At 59.2% G+C, this 17,638-nt stretch carries 17 protein-coding genes; 11 read left to right on the top strand and 6 right to left on the bottom strand.

The features are described 5' to 3' along the window. Window positions 1-90: 90 nt before the first annotated feature. A complete protein-coding gene (locus CA85_RS07660; RefSeq protein ID WP_146390718.1) occupies window positions 91-948 on the bottom strand; it encodes an SDR family NAD(P)-dependent oxidoreductase in 858 nt (285 codons plus the stop codon). 290 nt (window positions 949-1,238) lie between these two features. Here CA85_RS07660 and CA85_RS07655 point away from each other — a divergent pair, with 290 nt between their 5' ends. Both CA85_RS07655 and CA85_RS07650 read left to right on the top strand, forming a co-directional pair. Next, a complete protein-coding gene (locus CA85_RS07655) occupies window positions 1,239-2,357 on the top strand; it encodes an ROK family protein (RefSeq protein ID WP_146390717.1) in 1,119 nt (372 codons plus the stop codon). Continuing rightward, window positions 2,357-3,460 (top strand): cis-3-hydroxy-L-proline dehydratase, encoded by a 1,104-nt coding sequence (locus CA85_RS07650; RefSeq protein WP_146390716.1) that lies wholly within the window; start codon window positions 2,357-2,359, stop codon window positions 3,458-3,460. The genes CA85_RS07655 and CA85_RS07650 overlap by 1 nt, the downstream gene beginning before the upstream one ends. Before the next feature lie 110 nt (window positions 3,461-3,570). Here CA85_RS07650 and CA85_RS07645 read toward each other — a convergent pair whose 3' ends face one another. Then, window positions 3,571-4,587 (bottom strand): hypothetical protein, encoded by a 1,017-nt coding sequence (locus CA85_RS07645; protein ID WP_246112581.1) that lies wholly within the window; start codon window positions 4,585-4,587, stop codon window positions 3,571-3,573. Window positions 4,588-4,624: 37 nt separating this feature from the next. Then, complete coding sequence (locus CA85_RS07640) at window positions 4,625-5,188, bottom strand: type 1 glutamine amidotransferase domain-containing protein (protein WP_146390714.1); 564 nt, start codon at window positions 5,186-5,188, stop codon at window positions 4,625-4,627. Window positions 5,189-5,312: 124 nt separating this feature from the next. Here CA85_RS07640 and tatC point away from each other — a divergent pair, with 124 nt between their 5' ends. Then, window positions 5,313-6,431, top strand: a complete 1,119-nt coding sequence (gene tatC, locus CA85_RS07635) for a twin-arginine translocase subunit TatC (protein WP_146390713.1) — start codon at window positions 5,313-5,315, stop codon at window positions 6,429-6,431. Window positions 6,432-6,629: 198 nt separating this feature from the next. Continuing rightward, window positions 6,630-7,127 carry a hypothetical protein gene (locus CA85_RS07630; RefSeq protein WP_146390712.1) on the top strand — a complete coding sequence of 166 codons (498 nt, stop codon included), beginning with the start codon at window positions 6,630-6,632 and terminating at the stop codon, window positions 7,125-7,127. A 32-nt stretch (window positions 7,128-7,159) separates the two neighbouring features. Here the strand turns inward: CA85_RS07630 and CA85_RS07625 are convergent, their stop codons facing one another. Next, on the bottom strand, window positions 7,160-7,771 hold the full coding sequence (locus tag CA85_RS07625) for an NYN domain-containing protein (RefSeq protein WP_146390711.1): 612 nt from the start codon (window positions 7,769-7,771) through the stop codon (window positions 7,160-7,162). Between the two features lie 210 nt (window positions 7,772-7,981). Between CA85_RS07625 and CA85_RS07620 the strand changes: the two genes are divergently transcribed. After that, window positions 7,982-8,272, top strand: a complete 291-nt coding sequence (locus tag CA85_RS07620; RefSeq protein WP_146390710.1) for a hypothetical protein — start codon at window positions 7,982-7,984, stop codon at window positions 8,270-8,272. 5 nt (window positions 8,273-8,277) lie between these two features. Here CA85_RS07620 and CA85_RS07615 read toward each other — a convergent pair whose 3' ends face one another. Beyond that, complete coding sequence (locus CA85_RS07615; RefSeq protein ID WP_146390709.1) at window positions 8,278-9,531, bottom strand: hypothetical protein; 1,254 nt, start codon at window positions 9,529-9,531, stop codon at window positions 8,278-8,280. 639 nt (window positions 9,532-10,170) lie between these two features. Between CA85_RS07615 and rho the strand changes: the two genes are divergently transcribed. Genes rho through CA85_RS07595 form a run of 4 tightly spaced genes read left to right on the top strand, consistent with a single transcriptional unit; the run spans window position 10,171 to window position 13,564 of the window. Beyond that, window positions 10,171-11,586: a transcription termination factor Rho gene (gene rho, locus CA85_RS07610; protein ID WP_146390981.1), complete on the top strand. Its 1,416-nt coding sequence runs from the start codon at window positions 10,171-10,173 to the stop codon at window positions 11,584-11,586. Window positions 11,587-11,642: 56 nt separating this feature from the next. Further along, a complete protein-coding gene (gene ribH / locus CA85_RS07605; protein ID WP_146390708.1) occupies window positions 11,643-12,113 on the top strand; it encodes a 6,7-dimethyl-8-ribityllumazine synthase in 471 nt (156 codons plus the stop codon). 37 nt (window positions 12,114-12,150) lie between these two features. Further along, window positions 12,151-13,086: a thiamine-phosphate kinase gene (gene thiL, locus CA85_RS07600; protein WP_146390707.1), complete on the top strand. Its 936-nt coding sequence runs from the start codon at window positions 12,151-12,153 to the stop codon at window positions 13,084-13,086. Next, the gene (locus tag CA85_RS07595) at window positions 13,079-13,564 is read left to right on the top strand and encodes a glycine cleavage system protein H (protein WP_146390706.1); all 486 of its coding nucleotides are present in this window, start codon (window positions 13,079-13,081) and stop codon (window positions 13,562-13,564) included. The genes thiL and CA85_RS07595 overlap by 8 nt, the downstream gene beginning before the upstream one ends. Before the next feature lie 299 nt (window positions 13,565-13,863). Here CA85_RS07595 and CA85_RS07590 read toward each other — a convergent pair whose 3' ends face one another. Beyond that, complete coding sequence (locus CA85_RS07590) at window positions 13,864-14,646, bottom strand: OB-fold-containig protein (protein WP_186774808.1); 783 nt, start codon at window positions 14,644-14,646, stop codon at window positions 13,864-13,866. Between the two features lie 126 nt (window positions 14,647-14,772). On the opposite strand from CA85_RS07590, the gene CA85_RS07585 reads away from it, so the two are divergent. After that, a complete protein-coding gene (locus CA85_RS07585; RefSeq protein WP_246112580.1) occupies window positions 14,773-15,462 on the top strand; it encodes an FtsH/Yme1/Tma family ATP-dependent metallopeptidase in 690 nt (229 codons plus the stop codon). A gap of 10 nt (window positions 15,463-15,472) precedes the next feature. Continuing rightward, complete coding sequence (locus CA85_RS07580) at window positions 15,473-17,635, top strand: Tex family protein (protein ID WP_146390705.1); 2,163 nt, start codon at window positions 15,473-15,475, stop codon at window positions 17,633-17,635. Window positions 17,636-17,638: the final 3 nt, after the last annotated feature.

The following is a 17,638-nucleotide window of genomic DNA, read 5'->3' as shown; positions in this document are numbered from 1 at the left end:
GCGCGAGTCAATATCGCTCCAAGAGGAAGTCATCGACGGGCGTCAAAGACGACCCTAGCAGTTCTCCGCATCTCAGCTCGGGCGGGCGACTCAGTTCTCTGCAGCCTCTCGCCGGGCTTCATCCACGCGGTACATCTCCTGCCACGGCAATTGGATACCGCCATCGATCGTCAGGGTGCTGCCGGTCACGTACTGGCTGCCGGGATCACAGAGGAACACGACACCGCGGCCGATTTCGTCAGGGCGTCCGAGTCTCCCCCAAGGCAATTTCGCCGCACGGCTCTGCAGCGTCTCCTCGGTAAAGAATTTGCGTTCGCCGGGGGTATCGATCCAGCCTGGATGAATCAGGTTCACGCGGATTCGGTGCTGCGCCAACTCCACGGCCGCGGTACGGGCCATTTGATCATTGGCGGACTTGGCCATGTTATACGCCATCGCGCCGGGCATCGCGATCTTGGCGTGGGGGCTACTGATGACGACGATGTTGCCGCCCGCTCCCGCGTCGACCATCTTTTGGGCGCCACAGCGGACGAGATGAAAAGCACCCCACATGCTGACGTCGATTGTCTTTTCGAACTCACTGAGATCCGACTCCAACATCAGATGGCGGTCGCTGTAGGCCGCATTGCTGACGACGATGTCGAGCCCGCCCATTTTTTCGGCAGCGGCATCAATGAGTTTCTCAACGGATTCCCGATCGCCCATGTCGGCGGGCAGGGTGTGAGCAACGGCGCCATGGGATCGACATTCTGCCGCCACCTCATCGGCCTCTCCGGCGTGAGAGTGGTAGTTAATTGTCACCTCGGCTCCGGCCTGGGCCAACGCAACGGCGATCCCGCGACCGATTCCTCGCGAACTGCCCGAGACGATCGCACGCTGGCCCTGGAGCGGGCGGGTACCCGGGAGCGGTTGGGAAGCCGGATGGGATTCAGGTTGTGCAGCAGACATAGGGGGGATACCGGAATCGAAACGTGGTGGGAGTTAACGAATGATTGACAACGGACAGGGTAGCGAGAATCGAGAGAGCGTCGAGCAGGCGGGGCCACCGATCCCCCGTCCTTCCACCTGTCCTTCGCGGTCGGATTGGGGGCGGTAATTCAGGCGGCATGGGACCGTCGCTCACCGATTTCCCGGGGTATCTTACCACCCGCAGGCCTAGAAATTCACTGCCGACTCGCTAATCTCATGCATTGTTCCGTTTTTTGGCGACGATGGCTTAGCTTAGGAGATCAGGACGCGTGGGGATATTTATTGGAGTGGACGTAGGCGGCACGACCTGCACCGTTTGTTTGGGGGATGCAGAGGGCCGTTTGATTGAGATCACGCCTCAGTTTGCGACCCGCAGCGACGAGGGACCGGCGGCCACCATTGCGGACATCGCGTCGGAAATCGTTCGTGTTTTGGGAACACACGGTAAAGACCTCCATGACGTCGCCATGGTGACCATCGCGACACCGGGCCCGGCTACGAGCGAGGGGGTGCTGCTGTCGACGCCGAATCTCAAGCACAGCGAGTGGAAGAACTGTCCCGTCCGTGAATTGCTCGAGTCAAAACTGCGTGCTGAGGCGAAAAACCATCCGCGAGTGGATGCTGCGATCCAAGAGCTTGCGGTGCGGTATCTCGGCGACGGTCAAGCTGCCGCATTGGGTGAGTTTGCTGTCCGCCGCGGTGACCTTGAAGTGTGCCCGGAGATGGCGGCTCAGCTGAACATCCAGATGCAGGATGCCGAGCCCGATTTGAACTCGCTCTTCATGGTTGCTGTGGGCACCGGTTTGGGCGGAGGCGAGGTTCGCAACCGGGCCGTGGTCTGTGGCAGTGAAGGCCGCGCCGGGCACGCCGGGCACCTGATGCTGCCCGCCGACGCGTTCCGTTACCCGCATGACCAAGAACTGCGTGTTGGCAATGCCTACTGCACAGTCGAGTCCGCAGTCTCCTTGACCGCCCTGACTCACCAATTGGCCTATCGATTGGAACTCGACCAATGGAAGGACCATTCGCTGCACGCTGTGAAAGGAACCACCAAAGACCGCGCCAAGAAACTCCGTGAACTGGCGGCCGAGGGAGATGCCCTGGCCCTGGAACTGTTCGATGATCAAGCCACCGCGTTGGGGATCGCGTTGTTGATGATTCAGTACATCGGAGACTACGACGAACTCGTCATCGGCGGCGGCGTGTGTGATCTCACCCCAGCGATTCGCGAGCGTTACTTGAAGACGGTCCAGGAAGCGTTTTACCAACGCGCCCTCGACGGGTTCCGTAGTTTTGACTCAATTACATTTTCACATTGTGGCGACCAAGCATCCGTAATCGGTGCGTACGTCGACGCGCTCGTTCAAACCGGAAAAACACCTGTCTGATGAAAATCTCTCGAATTTCTGCATACCGTGTCGAACTGCCACTGATCGAAGGCTCTTACAAATGGTCAGGCGGCAAGTCCGTCACCGTATTTGACAGCACTGTCGTTGCGGTCGAGACGGACGAGGGTCTTGTCGGCTACGGGGAAGTCTGCCCGCTCGGTCCGTTCTATCTCCCCGCCTACGCCGAGGGCGTCCGCGCCGGAGTGCGTGAACTGGGACCGCACTTGATCGGCCTGGACCCCCGTGAGCTGAGTGTCGTCAATCGCCATATGGACGCGGCCCTCAAAGGGCACCCCTACGTCAAGTCGGGGATCGACATCGCCTGCTGGGACCTGTTGGGCAAAGCCACCGGGATGCCGGTTTGCGAGTTGATGGGTGGACGTTTCGGTGATTCGGTGCGGCTGTACCGAGCCATCTCACAAATTGAACCCGATGCGATGGCAGCGAACGTGGCCGAGTATCGAGATCAGGGGTACACGCGATTTCAGTTGAAGGTCGGCGGCGACCCGGACATCGACATGGAACGCATCCACGCCGCCCGGAGCGTTCTGCGGTCGAGCGATCGACTCGTCGCCGATGCCAATACTGGATGGACGCAGCACGAAGCCGTGCGGGTCGTCCGCAGTGTGCGAGACCTCGATGTCTACATCGAACAACCTTGCCTGAGCTACGAGGAGTGCCTCGCCGTTCGCCGCAACACAGGCCATCCTTTCATCCTCGACGAGAATATCGACGGACTCGAGATGTTCTTGCGTGCCAAAGCGGATCTCGCCATGGACGCAGTGAACCTCAAGATCAGCAAACTCGGCGGTTTGAGCAAGACGAAACAGATCCGCGATCTCTGCGTGGCAACAGGCATCGCCATGACCCTCGAAGACAGTTGGGGAGGTGACATCACCACCGCGGCGATCGCGCATCTCGCCCACAGCACACCCGAGGAACTGCGGTTCACAAGTACTGACTTCAATAGTTACGTGAGCGTCAGCAATGCCGAGGGAGCGCCACGCCGCGAACACGGATTCATGAAAGCCAGTGACACTCCTGGACTGGGGATCACGCCGCGTTTTGATGTCCTCGGAGACGCCGTCGTCGAAGTGACTTAGCAACGCACGATCAATTTCTGTCGTAGTGGACGAGACGACGAGTCCCAAGCCGCAGGACTCGTCGCCTCGTCCACTACGAAAACCAACACTTATGGTTCATCGTGTGTTGCTTAGGGCTTTTCAACCTGCAGGAATGCGACGATGTGCTGGTCGTCGACCAGATGATCGGAATCTCGCAACATCTGCCGTCCGAGACCAAAGGTTGGTTCGCTCTCGGATGGCTGGGCCACCGGAGCGATGACCAGGGTGGCACCGGGCTGGGCGGTCCAGGCGAGATTAAGATCGCTGAGTTCCCAGCGTTCTCGACCGGCCTGAATCCGGACAGCTGCGTCGCTGCTGATGAATTTTTGCCGAACGGCTCCGTGCTGGATCTCGGGTCGCAGGTGCAACAGAGCCTGCCCCTGGCGGGTCCCTTTTTGAGCGGTGATGGCGAGCAAGAATTGCGGGGATTCGACGGCCTTGCCGATCAGGCCACCGGTGTCCTGCAGCAACACCGTCGTGTTACCGCTCAACGCGGGCGCTAAGGGCAATTCGTGCCGCCGGGTTGGTCGCAGGGGAATGATTTCTCGGCCATCGGCTTGGCCACCGAGCACCTTCGCACCTGCAAACAATTCATTGATCGGATCTGATAGCGGTTTGCCCTTGCCCTGGGACCCATTATCCGAAGGGGGGTTCACGTCATGGAGCACCCCAACGCGCAGTCCATTGGCTAGCCAAGCCTGGCGGACGCCCGTCTCGAACACGGTTTCGTCAATGCTGCGCCACATCGTTTCGCCGAGCACCGAAGAGGGGACATGGCGAAACTCCACCGCGAGCGAAATCGTGTCGCGAGATTGATGCGTCAGCGAGGAAACGTTGTGATGGGTGGTGTGGGTTGTTGCCTTGGCCTCGTCGGACGACTCGTTGATGCCGGCCAAAAGCTCCGTGTCGGACCACACCCCCGAGTTCCAGAGCGTGCACCCAACGCCCGTTGAAACTGCAATCCACGCGATGAAAAACCCGAGGAACTGCATTTCGATCTTCGCAGATTTCATCGTGAAGGCTTCGTCGGTCGAAAAGTAGCGTGCTGGGTAAACGACAGGGTTGGCCAGCGTCGACACGTTGTCCGCAACGTGGTGAGCACCCACCCGAGCATGCGTCTATACGAATCCAGCTCCCTGTGTGTCAACGTCCAGCGGCCAGCAATGCCAGGAATTGCCGACAAAAGTCGGGCAGATCGTCCGGTCGGCGACTCGATACATGGTGCCGATCGACCACCACGGCAGCATCTTCGAAAACGGCACCGGCGTTGGTCAGATCATCGCGGATCCCCGGTGAACCAGTGACCCTCACGCCCTGATAGACCCCCGCGGAAATGGGGATCCACCCACCGTGGCAGATTGCGGCGATCGGTTTGCCCGCGGCGTCAAATTCCCCGACCAGCCTCAAAACGTCTCGATCGCGTCGGAGCTTATCAGGCATGAAGCCGCCCGGGACGAGCAGCCCGTGGAAATCACCGCTCGAAACGTCCGAGATCGCTGCATCGCTGACACAGGGATACCCCAGTTTGCCTTGGTAGGATTGGCCCGCCTCGGGTCCGGCGACAAGCACCTCTGCTCCCGCCTCGATCAGCCTCAGTTTCGGATACCAGAGTTCCAGATCCTCGTAGATTTCGCCCACAAAGGCGAGAACTCGCACACCGGACAACGAGATCGGCGAGACGTGTTCGGTGGGGGGGAGGGCATCCATCGTGTGTTTTTTCCAATAGAAGGCAACGGATTGGCAAAGTGATCGTGCGACTTTGCCGGAAACAGTTAAACTAGTAGATTCGTGAGAAACAAGCCGCCCCTTCCTTTTTTCGATAAAGACCGCCGTGGACGCCCTGGCTCGCCCCAAAGACGATCTATTTGACAACTCGACCATGACCGTGCGCGAGCACCTCGAAGAGCTTCGGGGTGCGTTGGTCAAAGCCATCATTTGGTTGGCGATCGGGCTCGCCATTGGACTCATCTTCGCCAGTCGGGTGGTTCGCTATGTGCAAGAACCGTTGAAAGAGGCGATTGTGAACTACAACGCTGACCGCGACTTGGTCCTGCTGGGGCTGCCCGATCGCGATGACCCGGCGGTCAGTCATTTGCACCGATTTTTGGCCCAGAACTCGTTGGTGGCCGAATTGGTCTACGCGCTGCCGGGGGCGCTGAGCGAAGCCGAAGCAACCTCTTTGGCGGCAGCAAAGAACGAGGATGCGGTGGCGGCCGACAACGCGGCCCAAGCCGATGCGGGCGAAACCGCCAAACCCGTCGACTCGACACGCCGCATTCATACCGCCGATCTGATCGCAGCGATCGGCCAGGTCCCCAATCCCGATGACATGGTGCCCACGATCCAGTTTCGGCGGAGCGAACAGGGGGTCAGCTCGTTGAAGGTCGAGGAGACCTTCATGATCTGGTTCAAAGCCGGGTTGATCGTCGGCGCCGTCGTGGCGTCACCGATGATCTTCTATCATCTATGGAGCTTCGTCGCCGCTGGGCTACACTCGCACGAGCGAAAGTACGTTCGCATCTATTTGCCCTTCAGCGTGACACTGTTCGTCGCCGGAGTTTCTCTCGCGTTCTTCCTCGTGCTGCAGTATGTGCTGAAATTCCTCCTCGATTTCAACAGCAGCATGGACGTCGAGATTGAGCCGCGATTGTCGTATTACGTCAACTTCGTGCTGATGCTGCCACTTGGATTTGGCATCGCCTTTCAATTGCCGCTGGTGATGCTGTTTTTACAGCGGATCGATCTGATCCAGACCAAGGACTATATCAGCAGTTGGCGAATTGCCACGTTGGTGATTTTCATGATTTCAATGGTGGTCACCCCCGCCGACGTCACCAGCATGGTCGCCCTGGCAGTCCCACTGATGTTCCTGTACTTCCTCGGGATTTGTTTGTGCAAGTACATGCCGCGTGGACGCGGGATGGGCAACAATGCCTACGACCCCGCATAACGACAGCGAGAACCACCCGCTGCGTCGAGTGGCGTGGACTTCGTGAGCCGACGGCGCTAGCGGCGGGTTCTTCATACCGCTATTTCCGTGCAAAATCCGCGGCTAGCGCCGTCGGCTCAAAATCTAGAACCGCTTCGGTCCACGCCATTCCCCGCATCGCTCACTATTTCCGACTTTCCTGAGACAGCATCTCATCCCATGGCTCACCGCATTCGACTCCGCAAACCGTGGCAGCGGCGGGATCATCTCGTCGGGGGCGAGTGCGATCCTGATCACCTTGGCAGTGAGGGAGCGAACACTGTCGCAGCCGATCGAGTCGATGTCCCGGATCCACAGCCAGAGGAATCGGGAGGGCAGCCGACCGATCGAGCCCGAGTGGACCGCGTCAGCTACGTCCGACAGTTTCACCGACCCAGTGGTCTGGAGCGGCACGACCGCGTGATCCTTGAGATTGGTGCGGTGGCAGGCAGGATCTCTCGGCTCAGCATCAACAACCTGAAGATCTCCGGCTTCAACGATCAGGCGGTGGATGATCAGGGACTCCCCAGCGAAGGGCAGGCGGGTTTGCGGGTCGACCTCACCGACCAACTCGTCGATCACAATGAACTCGAGATCCACCTCGTCGCAGCATCCGATCCTGCGGGGCCGCCGCGTTTGGTGGGCGAAGTGAATCTGTGGATCATCGAGGCGGGGTGAGCTTTAACAGATTTTTTTCTGGCGATGCCACGCTATTGGTATTTGCGGATCCATTCGTCGAGTGTTTCGTCGCTGATCATCGTGTCGGCTTGTGCGTCGCTCGGGTCCGGGCTGCGGCGCCGTTCGGGCGGACGAGGTTTCCCGGTCGTGTGCGACGGGGACGGTTTCGGCTTTCGTGCTTTCGGGACCTTGATGAGCTGAACATGGCCGTCGAGTAGACGATCGAGCCAATCGGCGGCATCGAAACATCCCGCCCGCCGCCGCCGTGCCGCGGTGCCGATGCGGTGATCCGATGAGACCACACTGAGGGTCTTCGGCGCCGGATGAGCTGCGATGAGTTCCTCGAGCAAATCATCCGCTTCGCAATAATCCACGGCGAACCGAACGTCGATGCCCTGGTGTTCGAATCGCGAGGGAAGATTGGGCGGCGCGTCCTTGGCGTCGAAAACCACACACGTCCGCAGTCGCACGTTTTCATCGAGATGCTCAGCGAGTCGGTCGAGAAGACGCTGGCGTTCGATCGCCAACCAACGCGGCGGTTCATCGTGCCCCAGCGGATTGCTGCGGCCGGCACGCGGTTGACGGCCCGGCGGTGCGACGGGGCCGATCACGTTGTATCCGTCGATCAGTAGCACGATCGACACGGGGGGCAGCCTCCGATAGGGGGCGGGGAAAGATGGGCGTCGTTAGGACCTGAACAAGCGATTCATCCGCCATGATAGCAGCAAACGCAAAGACCGTGACAACGCGAAATCGATCAGCCCGGTTGTTGCCCGTGCTCTACCGCCGACGATCTAAAAGGTGTCTATGCAATCGCTACTCGCCTTCTCGCCCTTCCCGGATGGACCGCTGCCATGAAACTGAACCGCAATCGCTTCTTCCTACTCGGGACGCTGCTCGTTCTGATGGGAGTACAGTTTCGGATGGTGGATTCCTTCGTACTCAATGAGCGAACCACCCGGACCTTGGTTAAAGTGAGTCAGAAGGCCGGTGCGGCCCAGGAGAACTCGATGGACAACATGATGATGCAGGTTCATCCAAACCCGACCAAGCAGGTTCATCCACCCCGTTGGCTGGGGCTAGCCATGATTGCGGTGGGCAGCGTCGTGAGCTTGCACGCCCTGGCGATGCCCCGCCCAGAATGACCGTCTTAGCGGTTCAGTTCGATGCCGAAAGTGTAACCGAATGCGAGATAGCTTTGATCTTGCCGTCCGGTTTCGACCGATGGGGTCACTAGCCCGCCGGTTTGCTCGGCTAGGTTGTGACTCGACCGCCACACGCCGCTGGCAATATCGACGACCTGCAGGCCGCATCGCACATTGATCATCTTGGTCAACTGATACCCCAGTTCGGCACGAGCATCGAAACCGATGACGAACTCACTGTTGCTATCGAACTGAGTCGTGCTCGTCGTGGTGGTATCCAGCACGACTTCGGCACCTTCGTCGAAACTATCATAAACCGTGGTCGCTTCGGTACGTCGGCTCGAGTACGCCTGGGAACTCACACCGGTGAAGCCACGAAACTCAGCTGAGTATCGCCAGCGATTCTGGAACTTGAAGTACCGGAAACCGGCCTGCAGAGCATAGATATCGTTTCGAATCTGCACACTGTATGTGTTCAGGCGATCCAGCGGTGTGGCATCGGTACCCGGAGGATTGGGAATGATGCTGACGTACGGCGAGGTCCCAATACCGATCAGGGCGAGGTTGGGGTCGTCGAACGTGTAACCATAGGTCCGCAAGGATGCTTGATCCTCTGCTTGAATGAACCGAGCACCGAGCATAGGCTCGAGGATCCCACCGTAATGGTAGGGCTCCATCCGCCATGTCTTGCTCAGTTCGTAGCTCCGCATTTGCATCGAATTGAGCGTCAGCCCGACGGAATAGAAGCGTCTGGAGTACCCAATGACGTTCCCGTCCGTGTCGCGGAAGACGTCGAGCCCAAACCGGTTCGGGTCGGGATAGTTCGGGTCGCCTTGGAAATCATTGACGTTGATTCGATTGAGCCGATCGACGTAGAGTGAATCGATCTCAGTAACGTCGTTCTCGAGATAGGTGAAGAGCATCCCGGAATCAGCGTCGGGCCGCATGTAGCCGACATCGTAACGGTGGCCGCCGCCGTAATCGAGACGATTGCCGTCACCGGTATCCTCAGGATTGTCTGGGCGTGAACCGTACAGATGAAGCCGGTCATAGGTTGCAAACCAGCCTGTGTGAGCCCGTTTTTTGGGCTTCATATCCAAGATGTCTGCGTCATAGACCGGCTCGAACCATTGAAAGTCCGGATCAAATGCGAACGGATCCGCAAGTTGATGGTTATGATCTTGTGCCGATGCGGAGACGCCTCCGGTCACCAAGACCAGTAACATCGTCAGTTTCGTCGTCAGCTTCCGTACCGACATCGTAATTCCACCGTCATGCTAGGAGTTGCCGCCCGCGCCTTGAGGACCGATCATCCAGCGATGCCAACGAAAGCCGTTGACGCCACTACGATCACCAATCCTGCCCCGCGTGGCTGCGGGTCGCTTAAATCAAACCACAATCCGGCACGCTGTTGTGTGCCTTTCATATCGGGTTGTGCAGGTAGTATCGGCCGAGACACCCTCGGTGCCTTAGCCGGATTACAGTTGGAAACCGTAAATCCGCCAAAATAGTCAGAAGCCGAACGGACGCTGCCAGCTTCGCTATCTTGCTCAGCCGGTAGGACCCGTCACCAATCGCTGGCGTTCTCGCTCGCCGACGCCTCTACTACAGAGAATCGCCCAGACCGGACTGCGCAAGGGGGTATGCTTCCACCGAGTCATTAGGAACGCGAAAAAGGAGGCTGACGTGCGGCCTCGTTTGAGTTAAACTATCAATTGACGATTCGGGGGGCCGCCAACGGTCCGCCCCGAACCCCTCCCGGATACCGCCTGTCTTGTCAATCAAACAGGTATCCGAATCACTCCTCTCTTCTCTCCTACCTCCGACCGGTTCTCCTCCTCATGGAACCCTCCACCCCGCCTCGGTCGGCGCGCGATCCGCGCCGCAGACCACCCCGCATGCGCCATCCCGATCAAGCTGTCGATCAGCGGGTGCGCGAACTCGACGCCGAACGCGATCCGCTTTCCCTGCCCGAAGAAATTGTTAGCGAAGTCACCAAGGCGGGCGGACGCGTAGGAATCCCGCAGCCCGACACCAACGGCGCTCCGGTGAATCTCGTCGAGCTGCAGAAGATGTCGCATCCCGACTTGATCGCGATGGCTGAGCAAGCCGGGATTCCTGACGCCGGCAGCATCGTCCGCCAAGAACTCGTCTTCCGCTTGCTGAAAGCGAAGATGAGCGCCAATGGTTTGATGTACGGTGAAGGCACGCTCGAAATCCTACCCGACGGATTCGGTTTTCTACGCAGCGCGCAGTATCACTACCTGTCATGCCCCGACGACATCTACGTCTCGCCGAGTCAAATTCGCCGCTTCGGACTGCACACCGGCAGTCACGTCGCCGGACAAATCCGCCCACCGAAAGAGAACGAACGCTATTTCGCGTTGCTGCGAATCGAAGCGATCAATCACAACGAACCGTCGCGTCGCGGGCGCCAGGTCCCCTTCGACGAACTCACGCCGCTGCACCCCCGCACCCGGATCGTGATGGAGCACGCAGCCAACGAAATGAGCACGCGTGTCGTCGATCTCGTCACCCCCATCGGCTTCGGCCAACGCGGGCTCATCGTCAGCCCGCCACGGGCTGGCAAGACCATCCTGATGCAACAACTCGCCCACGGTGTGTTGGCAAATTACCCGTCCGCGTACGTCTTTGTTCTGCTGATCGACGAGCGGCCCGAAGAGGTCACGGACATGGAGCGAGAAATCCGCTCCCACCAATGCGAAGTGATCAGCAGCACGTTTGACGAGCCAGCCTCACGGCATATCCAAGTCGCTCAGATGGTCGTTGAGAAAGCCAAACGAATGGTCGAGTCGGGGACCGACGTCGTCATTTTCCTGGACTCGATCACGCGTCTGGCGAGAGCCTTCAACAGCGACGCTGAATCGGCGACCGGCAAGATCCTCAGTGGCGGTTTGGACGCTGGAGCGATGCAGAAACCCAAGTCGATTTTCGGCTCGGCGCGCAAAGTCGAAGAGGGCGGTTCTCTGACCATCCTCGCCACCGCTTTGGTCGATACCGGCAGCCGCATGGATGATGTTATCTTTGAAGAATTCAAAGGCACCGGCAATCTGGAAATCGTCCTGGACCAAGAACTCGTTCACCGACGGGTTTGGCCCGCCATCGATCTATTCCGCAGTGGCACGCGGCGCGAAGAGATTCTCTTCGACAATGAGGAATATCAGCGGATCCAAACGCTCCGCCGTTCCCTCGCCGACCTGTCGCCGAGCGACGCGATGATGACCCTGACGAAGAAACTCGGCGCGACGCAGAACAACGCGGAGTTCCTGATGAGCATCCCACCTGACGCTTGATAACCATCGCGTTTCCCCTTCCCTCCCACACCGACCCCTCGCAGAGATTCTCAGCCGTGCCCCAACCTATTGATGGAACGACCGGTGCCTTGCCGTCTGGCCGGATCGCGATTGTCGTCAGTCGCTACAACCCCGGCATCTGTGACTCGATGTGCCAGGCTGCTATCGAAACACTTACCCAGGCCGGAGTCAGCGAGGAACGTCACTGGGTCATCCGTGTCCCCGGCGCCTGGGAGTTGTGCTGGGCCGTCGAACAAGCTCTCCAGCACTCCGATGTCACCGCCGCCATCGCACTGGGTTGCGTCATCCGTGGCGAAACCACTCACGACGAGCATATCAACCGTACCGTCAGTGCCTCATTGATGGACCAAAGTCTCAGCAGCGGTCGGCCAATCGGTTTCGGTTTACTAACATGCAATACGCTTGAGCAGGCGATCCAGCGGAGCGGCGGCAACGTTGGAAACAAAGGCCACGAGGCAGCCGACGCCGTCCTCGAACTACTGCGTCTCGCACCGAAACTCCGCTGATCGACCGCGACTGAGCTAACTTCACGACTGAACCAACATGGAACAATCTTTTCTCGCCTACCTCCGCGGCCGCACCCGAAGCCTGCCTAGCGTTGCCGTCGGCATTGGCGACGACGCTGCCGTCATCGATCCGCCGGCCAGCGGTTTGGGTGCCCAGCAGGTCGCATGCACCGACCAAATCATCGATGGTGTCGACTTTGATAGTCAATCTCAGCCTCTGGCGTCGGTCGGGTTCAAATCCATTGCGATCAACCTGAGCGATATCGCCGCGATGGGAGCGACACCAACGGCGGCGCTCGTGACGCTGGCGTTACCCGCCGACAATGCGACAGAGATCGCAGGCGAGGTCTACGAGGGCATCCTGGAAGCCTGTGGCCAGTTCAACGTCGCGATCGCCGGTGGCGATATCTCCACCTACGACGGGCCACTGGCGATTAGCGTCTGTTTACTCGGTATCGTCACCGATCCGTGGCTGCGCAGTTGCGCCCAAGAGGGCGATGCCATTTTCGTCACCGGTGCGCTCGGCGGCAGCCGACTCGGTCACCACCTGCGTCCCACCCCGCGAATCGAGTTCGCGAGACGATTGCGACAACATGCCGATGTGCATGCCGCTATCGACATCAGCGACGGGTTCAGCTTGGACCTCGATCGGATGCTCGCCGCCAGTCGCGTGGGAGCCGAACTCGATATGGACCGGATCCCTCTTTCCGAAGCCGCCGAGGCGATGTCCGCCAACAGTGGTCGCACGCCGCTGGAACATGCGTGGAGCGATGGCGAAGACTTTGAGCTGATTTTCACGACAAATGAATCCGACGCGGCGAAGATCGAAGCGCTCTCTGCAGACGATTTATCCGTCAAAATCACCCGCGTGGGCAGCGTTGTCGGACGCACCGGTTTGTGGAAACGCATCACCGGCAGCAAACTTGAGCGTGTCTTCCCGCAAGGCTACGTACACGGCGAAACCGATGGCTGATTCGTTTACCTTCGCCATGGGTGACTTCGAGGCCGAGTTCCCCGCGAGTTATCGATACGCAAAGAACCACATGTGGGCGTTACCAATGCCCGCGCCGGAGAACGCAGGCCTGACGCGTTACCGATTCGGCTTGACCGCCTACGCCGTGCGTCTGCTGCAAGACGTCTATTTCCTCGATTGGACCATCGACCCGCCCGCCACGCTCACTCCGCGGATGTTGATCGGATCGATCGAGAGCAAGAAGGCCGAGAGCGACCTCTTCACACCCCTGGCCGGAACGCTCACGGCGATCAATGACGACGTACTCAGTGACCCATCGCTGATCAACGCCGATCCATACGACGCCGCCTGGCTGATCGAGATCGAAGCGGATCTCGATGCCGCAGCCGTTCTGCTGTCACCCGATCAGTACGCCGATCACCTCGTCGAAGCCTGGAAGGTCGCTCAGCGCACGATCAAGGGCCAAGCGAACACGTAGCATCGCATGTTTATTCAAGCAGCCAGCCAAAACAATCGCTACCGGCCCCCGCACTAATGAGCCGAGTGCCGTCAGGCCAACGCCATCTACTTTCGACCGTGAAGCGGTCTTGGTAACCCGACGCGTCAGCGAGGATTACTTGTTCGCCACGCAAAACACTGCTTTTTCCTCGCTGACCGGCGTGTTGATTTAGTGAGCGGCGAGGCATTCTCACTTCAAACGTCACTTCGGCGTATGCCACGCACACGAGCGAGCAAACGCGAGCAAAACAAAATGGCAGTGAGCCTCTTGATCGGCGTTCACGGACTTGCTGCTTCATCCGCCTCGACGTAGTACACATTTTCAGCGGCGTCGTAGCGGAGGATACGGATACGTGATCCTTTTGCGATCGGCTGGCCAGAGGTGCGGATATCGATCAGCAACGGGGCTGCATTGGTGGCGTAGCGAGCGCGGCCAAAGGTATCGTCGACGGTGCTGGTTTCGACCACCGCTGTGCCGCCCACCAACGCGGTGCGGTGCAGATGGGTTGGTGGGATCAGCAGCCGGTGGAGCGGCGCCGTCGTGAAGCGGGTTAACACCACCGCAATGACACCGTTGCGAATCGTCAATAAGAGACTGGTCCAAAGCGTGGGCCGATAATGCCGCACGTCAAACTCGAACCACAACACGAAACTGAGCACCCAGAAGAACAACGCGAACACAGCCAGCCACACCATCAGTGGGACTCTGTCGAGATGAACGGCCCGCATCGTCGCCGCAGTCAACCCGCCCAACAGGTCGCCGGAGACGTGGTGTCCATGCCCATCGACCCCGGTCCCCATCTCGCCGCCAGCGTCCACGGGGACGCCTGCGTCAACGTCCACTCCTGGATCGATGTCCACGCCGGCATCCAGATCCACACCCGCGTCGAGATCCGGTCCCCCCAAACCAAAGTCTGGTGAAAACGCTCCGAGCAGCGAAATGAGGACGAGCGCCAGCACGACCGCCGCGAGGATGCTGGCGGGCCACACCGGGCCGACGAACAGATGTTCGAGCAATGATTCCAACCAGGAGACGCCGTCGGCGAGCAGCAAAATGGTCACGGGCGAACCTCGGGAAAAAAGTGTTGATCAGGCGATGCGATGATGTGGCATCCACGCCCAATGATGCCAAATTTTTGAGTATAGGCTTTCAGGCGGAATCGCGGGGGAAATCGGGCGCTGCGAGCGATGGTTCTTTCCATCTCGTTCGACGACGGCGGGCCGTTCTTAGGATGTCGCTTGGCAAGCGGTGGTGCCGCTGGCGCGACGAGGTGTCGATTTATTCGATGTTGGCTCGGCAATGGTGATATGGGTATTCGGCGGCGATTCGGTTATACCAAGATAATGAACACTCCTGATTCAAATAGTTCGCCTGCCAAGCCTGACGAGGGGGACACCCCCTCACGGACGGCTACCGCCTATCACGAGGCAGGGCACGCGGTGATGGCCGTTTCCTTGGGCCGGCAAATCCACAAGGTCACGATCGCGCCGGGAAAACAGGCCTTTGGTGGCACACGGTTGGGGCATTGCGAGATCAAAAAAGGCCGCACCAAGGGCGCCAACGACCAACTCGAAGACGACGTCCTGATCCTGTTAGCGGGAATGGTCGCCGAGGCCAGGTTCACGGGCCAGTACTGCCATCGAGGTGCGGATCGCGATTTAAAGGATGTCGCGAATTTGCTATGTACCCGGGCGGCTTCGTCGCGCCAACACGTCACGCTGCGGCGACGGATGCTCGCGAAAACAGAGCACATCCTCAGCGACGACGCTCACGTTGCCGCCATGACCATCATTGCCGACGAGCTCCTGGAAAAAACCACGATCAGCGGGCGTGCCGTTCGCCATCATTTTCATCAAGCCCAACAACAACATTCCTAACGATCCATCCATGGCCAACTCTTCCGTCACCGATCCGATCATCACCGAATCCATCGCCCGCGAACTCGCCTTGCCGCTCGACCAGGTCACCTCCGTCGTCGAACTGCTCGCCGCCGGGAACACGATCCCGTTCATCGCCCGGTATCGTAAAGAGGTCACCGGCGGTCTCGATGAAGTCGCCCTCCGCACGATCGAAGACGCCCTGGAAAAGGCCAATGCATTGGCCGCTCGCAAGCAAACGGTACTGAAAACAATTGATGGCCAAGGGCAATTGACGGACGCCTTACGCGCGAAAATCGAAGCCTGCCAGGACCTGCGGACGCTCGAAGCGATCTACTTGCCCTTCAAACCCAAGCGGCGGACTCGCGCAACGATCGCCCGTGAACGAGGCCTGCAGCCGCTCGCTGACCTGTTGATTCAACAAAACCGACTCGACCGCTCGAAATCTGACGTCCTTGCATCCTTCGTCAACACCGATGCAGACGTACCTGATGAGGAATCGGCTATCGGGGGAGCAATCGATATCATCGCTGAGCAGTGGAGCGAGGACGCCCCGATGCGAGAGTGGATGTTGGAAAAGGGCATGAAGTTTGGCCAGATCACCTCCCATGTCAAACGTGGTAAGAAAGAGGAAGCCGCGAAGTTCGAGCAGTATCTCGATCGCCATGAATCGGCCGCTCGGATTCCCGGCCATCGCTTACTCGCTATGCTGCGTGGTGAATCCGAAGGCGTGCTGCGCGTGGGGCTGGCGATGGAGGATGACCGCGCGATCTCGCACCTGAAGTCAACCTTCATCAAGAACCCTTCCTTTGCGTTCCATCGAGAACTGAACACCGCAGCCGAAGAATGTTTCCAGCGGCACCTGCAACCGGCAACCCAATCGTCTGTGCTGCAGATCCTCAAGGAGCGAGCCGATCAGGAAGCCATCCAAGTCTTCGGCAAGAACCTCCACGAATTGCTGATGGCCGCCCCAGCCGGACCGCGGGTGACGATCGGTATCGATCCGGGCTTTCGCACCGGCTGCAAGATCGCCGTAGTCGACGGAACAGGGAAATTCCTGGCCAACACCACGATCTATCCCACACCGCCGAAAAGCGATTTGGAACGAGCAGGCAAAACGCTGCTCGGACTGATCGAAAAACACGGCGTCGAATTGATCGCGATTGGCAACGGTACCGCCTCACGCGAGACGGACGCCTTCGTCGGTAACCTCATCAGCGAACACAAACTCGACGTGACCAAAGTGATGGTCAGCGAATCGGGGGCATCGATCTATTCGGCCAGCGAATTGGCGGGCAAGGAGTTTCCCGACCTTGATATCACCGTGCGGGGAGCGATCAGTATCGCTCGCCGACTGCAAGATCCGCTCGCCGAGCTCGTCAAAACGGACCCGAAATCGATCGGCGTTGGTCAGTACCAACACGATGTCAATCAAACGCAACTGCGCAAATGTCTCGATCGCACGGTCGAGACCTGCGTCAATCGCGTCGGCGTGGATCTGAACATGGCCAGCGTCCCGCTGCTGTCGCATGTCGCAGGCATCGGCCCCAAGCTCGCCGAGAATATCGTGGCGTTTCGAGACACCAATGGCCGTTTTAACAGCCGCCGGCAATTGACCAAGGTACCCAAGCTGGGCAAGAAAGCGTTTGAGCAGGCCGCTGGATTCTTGCGGATCCGCGGCGGAGACGAGCCGCTGGACAATTCTGCCGTCCACCCAGAAAGCTACCCCGTCGTCAGCCGTATGGCAGCCACGCTGACCGCAGATCCCAATGCACTCGTCGGCAACGCGACACTCAGCCAAAAACTCAAGCCGGAACAGTTCGTCGATGAGCAATTTGGTCTGCCCACCGTCCGCGACATAATCGCCGAACTGGGCAAACCCGGACGCGATCCGCGGAGCGAGTTCAAGGTCGCCCACTTTGACGAGTCGGTTAACTCGATGGAGGACCTTGCTGTCGGAATGGTGCTCGAAGGCGTGATCACCAACGTCACCCACTTCGGTGCCTTCATCGACCTCGGTGTTCACCAGGATGGGCTGATCCACATCTCGCAGCTCGCCAACACCTTTGTCAAAGACCCCAACGACATCGTTTCGGTCGGTGACGTCGTTAAAGTGAAAGTGCTCGAAGTCGACCTGGACCGCAAACGCATCGCCGTCACACGAAAGTTCTGACCT

The sequence above is a fragment of the Allorhodopirellula solitaria genome (genome assembly GCF_007859855.1).
Lineage (GTDB): Bacteria > Planctomycetota > Planctomycetia > Pirellulales > Pirellulaceae > Rhodopirellula > Rhodopirellula solitaria.
The sequence above is the reverse complement of the archived record's forward strand: the minus strand, read 5'-3'. Positions and strand labels throughout refer to the sequence as shown.

What these genes read in the sequence shown, in the direction of transcription:
- CA85_RS07660 (WP_146390718.1), bottom strand. Translation starts at nt 948, where the DNA reads ATGTCTGCTGCACAACCTGAATCCCATCCGGCTTCCCAACCGCTCCCG.
- CA85_RS07650 (WP_146390716.1), top strand. Translation starts at nt 2,357, where the DNA reads ATGAAAATCTCTCGAATTTCTGCATACCGTGTCGAACTGCCACTGATC.
- CA85_RS07640 (WP_146390714.1), bottom strand. Translation starts at nt 5,188, where the DNA reads ATGGATGCCCTCCCCCCCACCGAACACGTCTCGCCGATCTCGTTGTCC.
- CA85_RS07630 (WP_146390712.1), top strand. Translation starts at nt 6,630, where the DNA reads ATGGCTCACCGCATTCGACTCCGCAAACCGTGGCAGCGGCGGGATCAT.
- CA85_RS07620 (WP_146390710.1), top strand. Translation starts at nt 7,982, where the DNA reads ATGAAACTGAACCGCAATCGCTTCTTCCTACTCGGGACGCTGCTCGTT.
- CA85_RS07615 (WP_146390709.1), bottom strand. Translation starts at nt 9,531, where the DNA reads ATGTCGGTACGGAAGCTGACGACGAAACTGACGATGTTACTGGTCTTG.
- rho (WP_146390981.1), top strand. Translation starts at nt 10,171, where the DNA reads ATGCGCCATCCCGATCAAGCTGTCGATCAGCGGGTGCGCGAACTCGAC.
- thiL (WP_146390707.1), top strand. Translation starts at nt 12,151, where the DNA reads ATGGAACAATCTTTTCTCGCCTACCTCCGCGGCCGCACCCGAAGCCTG.
- CA85_RS07595 (WP_146390706.1), top strand. Translation starts at nt 13,079, where the DNA reads ATGGCTGATTCGTTTACCTTCGCCATGGGTGACTTCGAGGCCGAGTTC.
- CA85_RS07585 (WP_246112580.1), top strand. Translation starts at nt 14,773, where the DNA reads ATGGTTCTTTCCATCTCGTTCGACGACGGCGGGCCGTTCTTAGGATGT.
- CA85_RS07580 (WP_146390705.1), top strand. Translation starts at nt 15,473, where the DNA reads ATGGCCAACTCTTCCGTCACCGATCCGATCATCACCGAATCCATCGCC.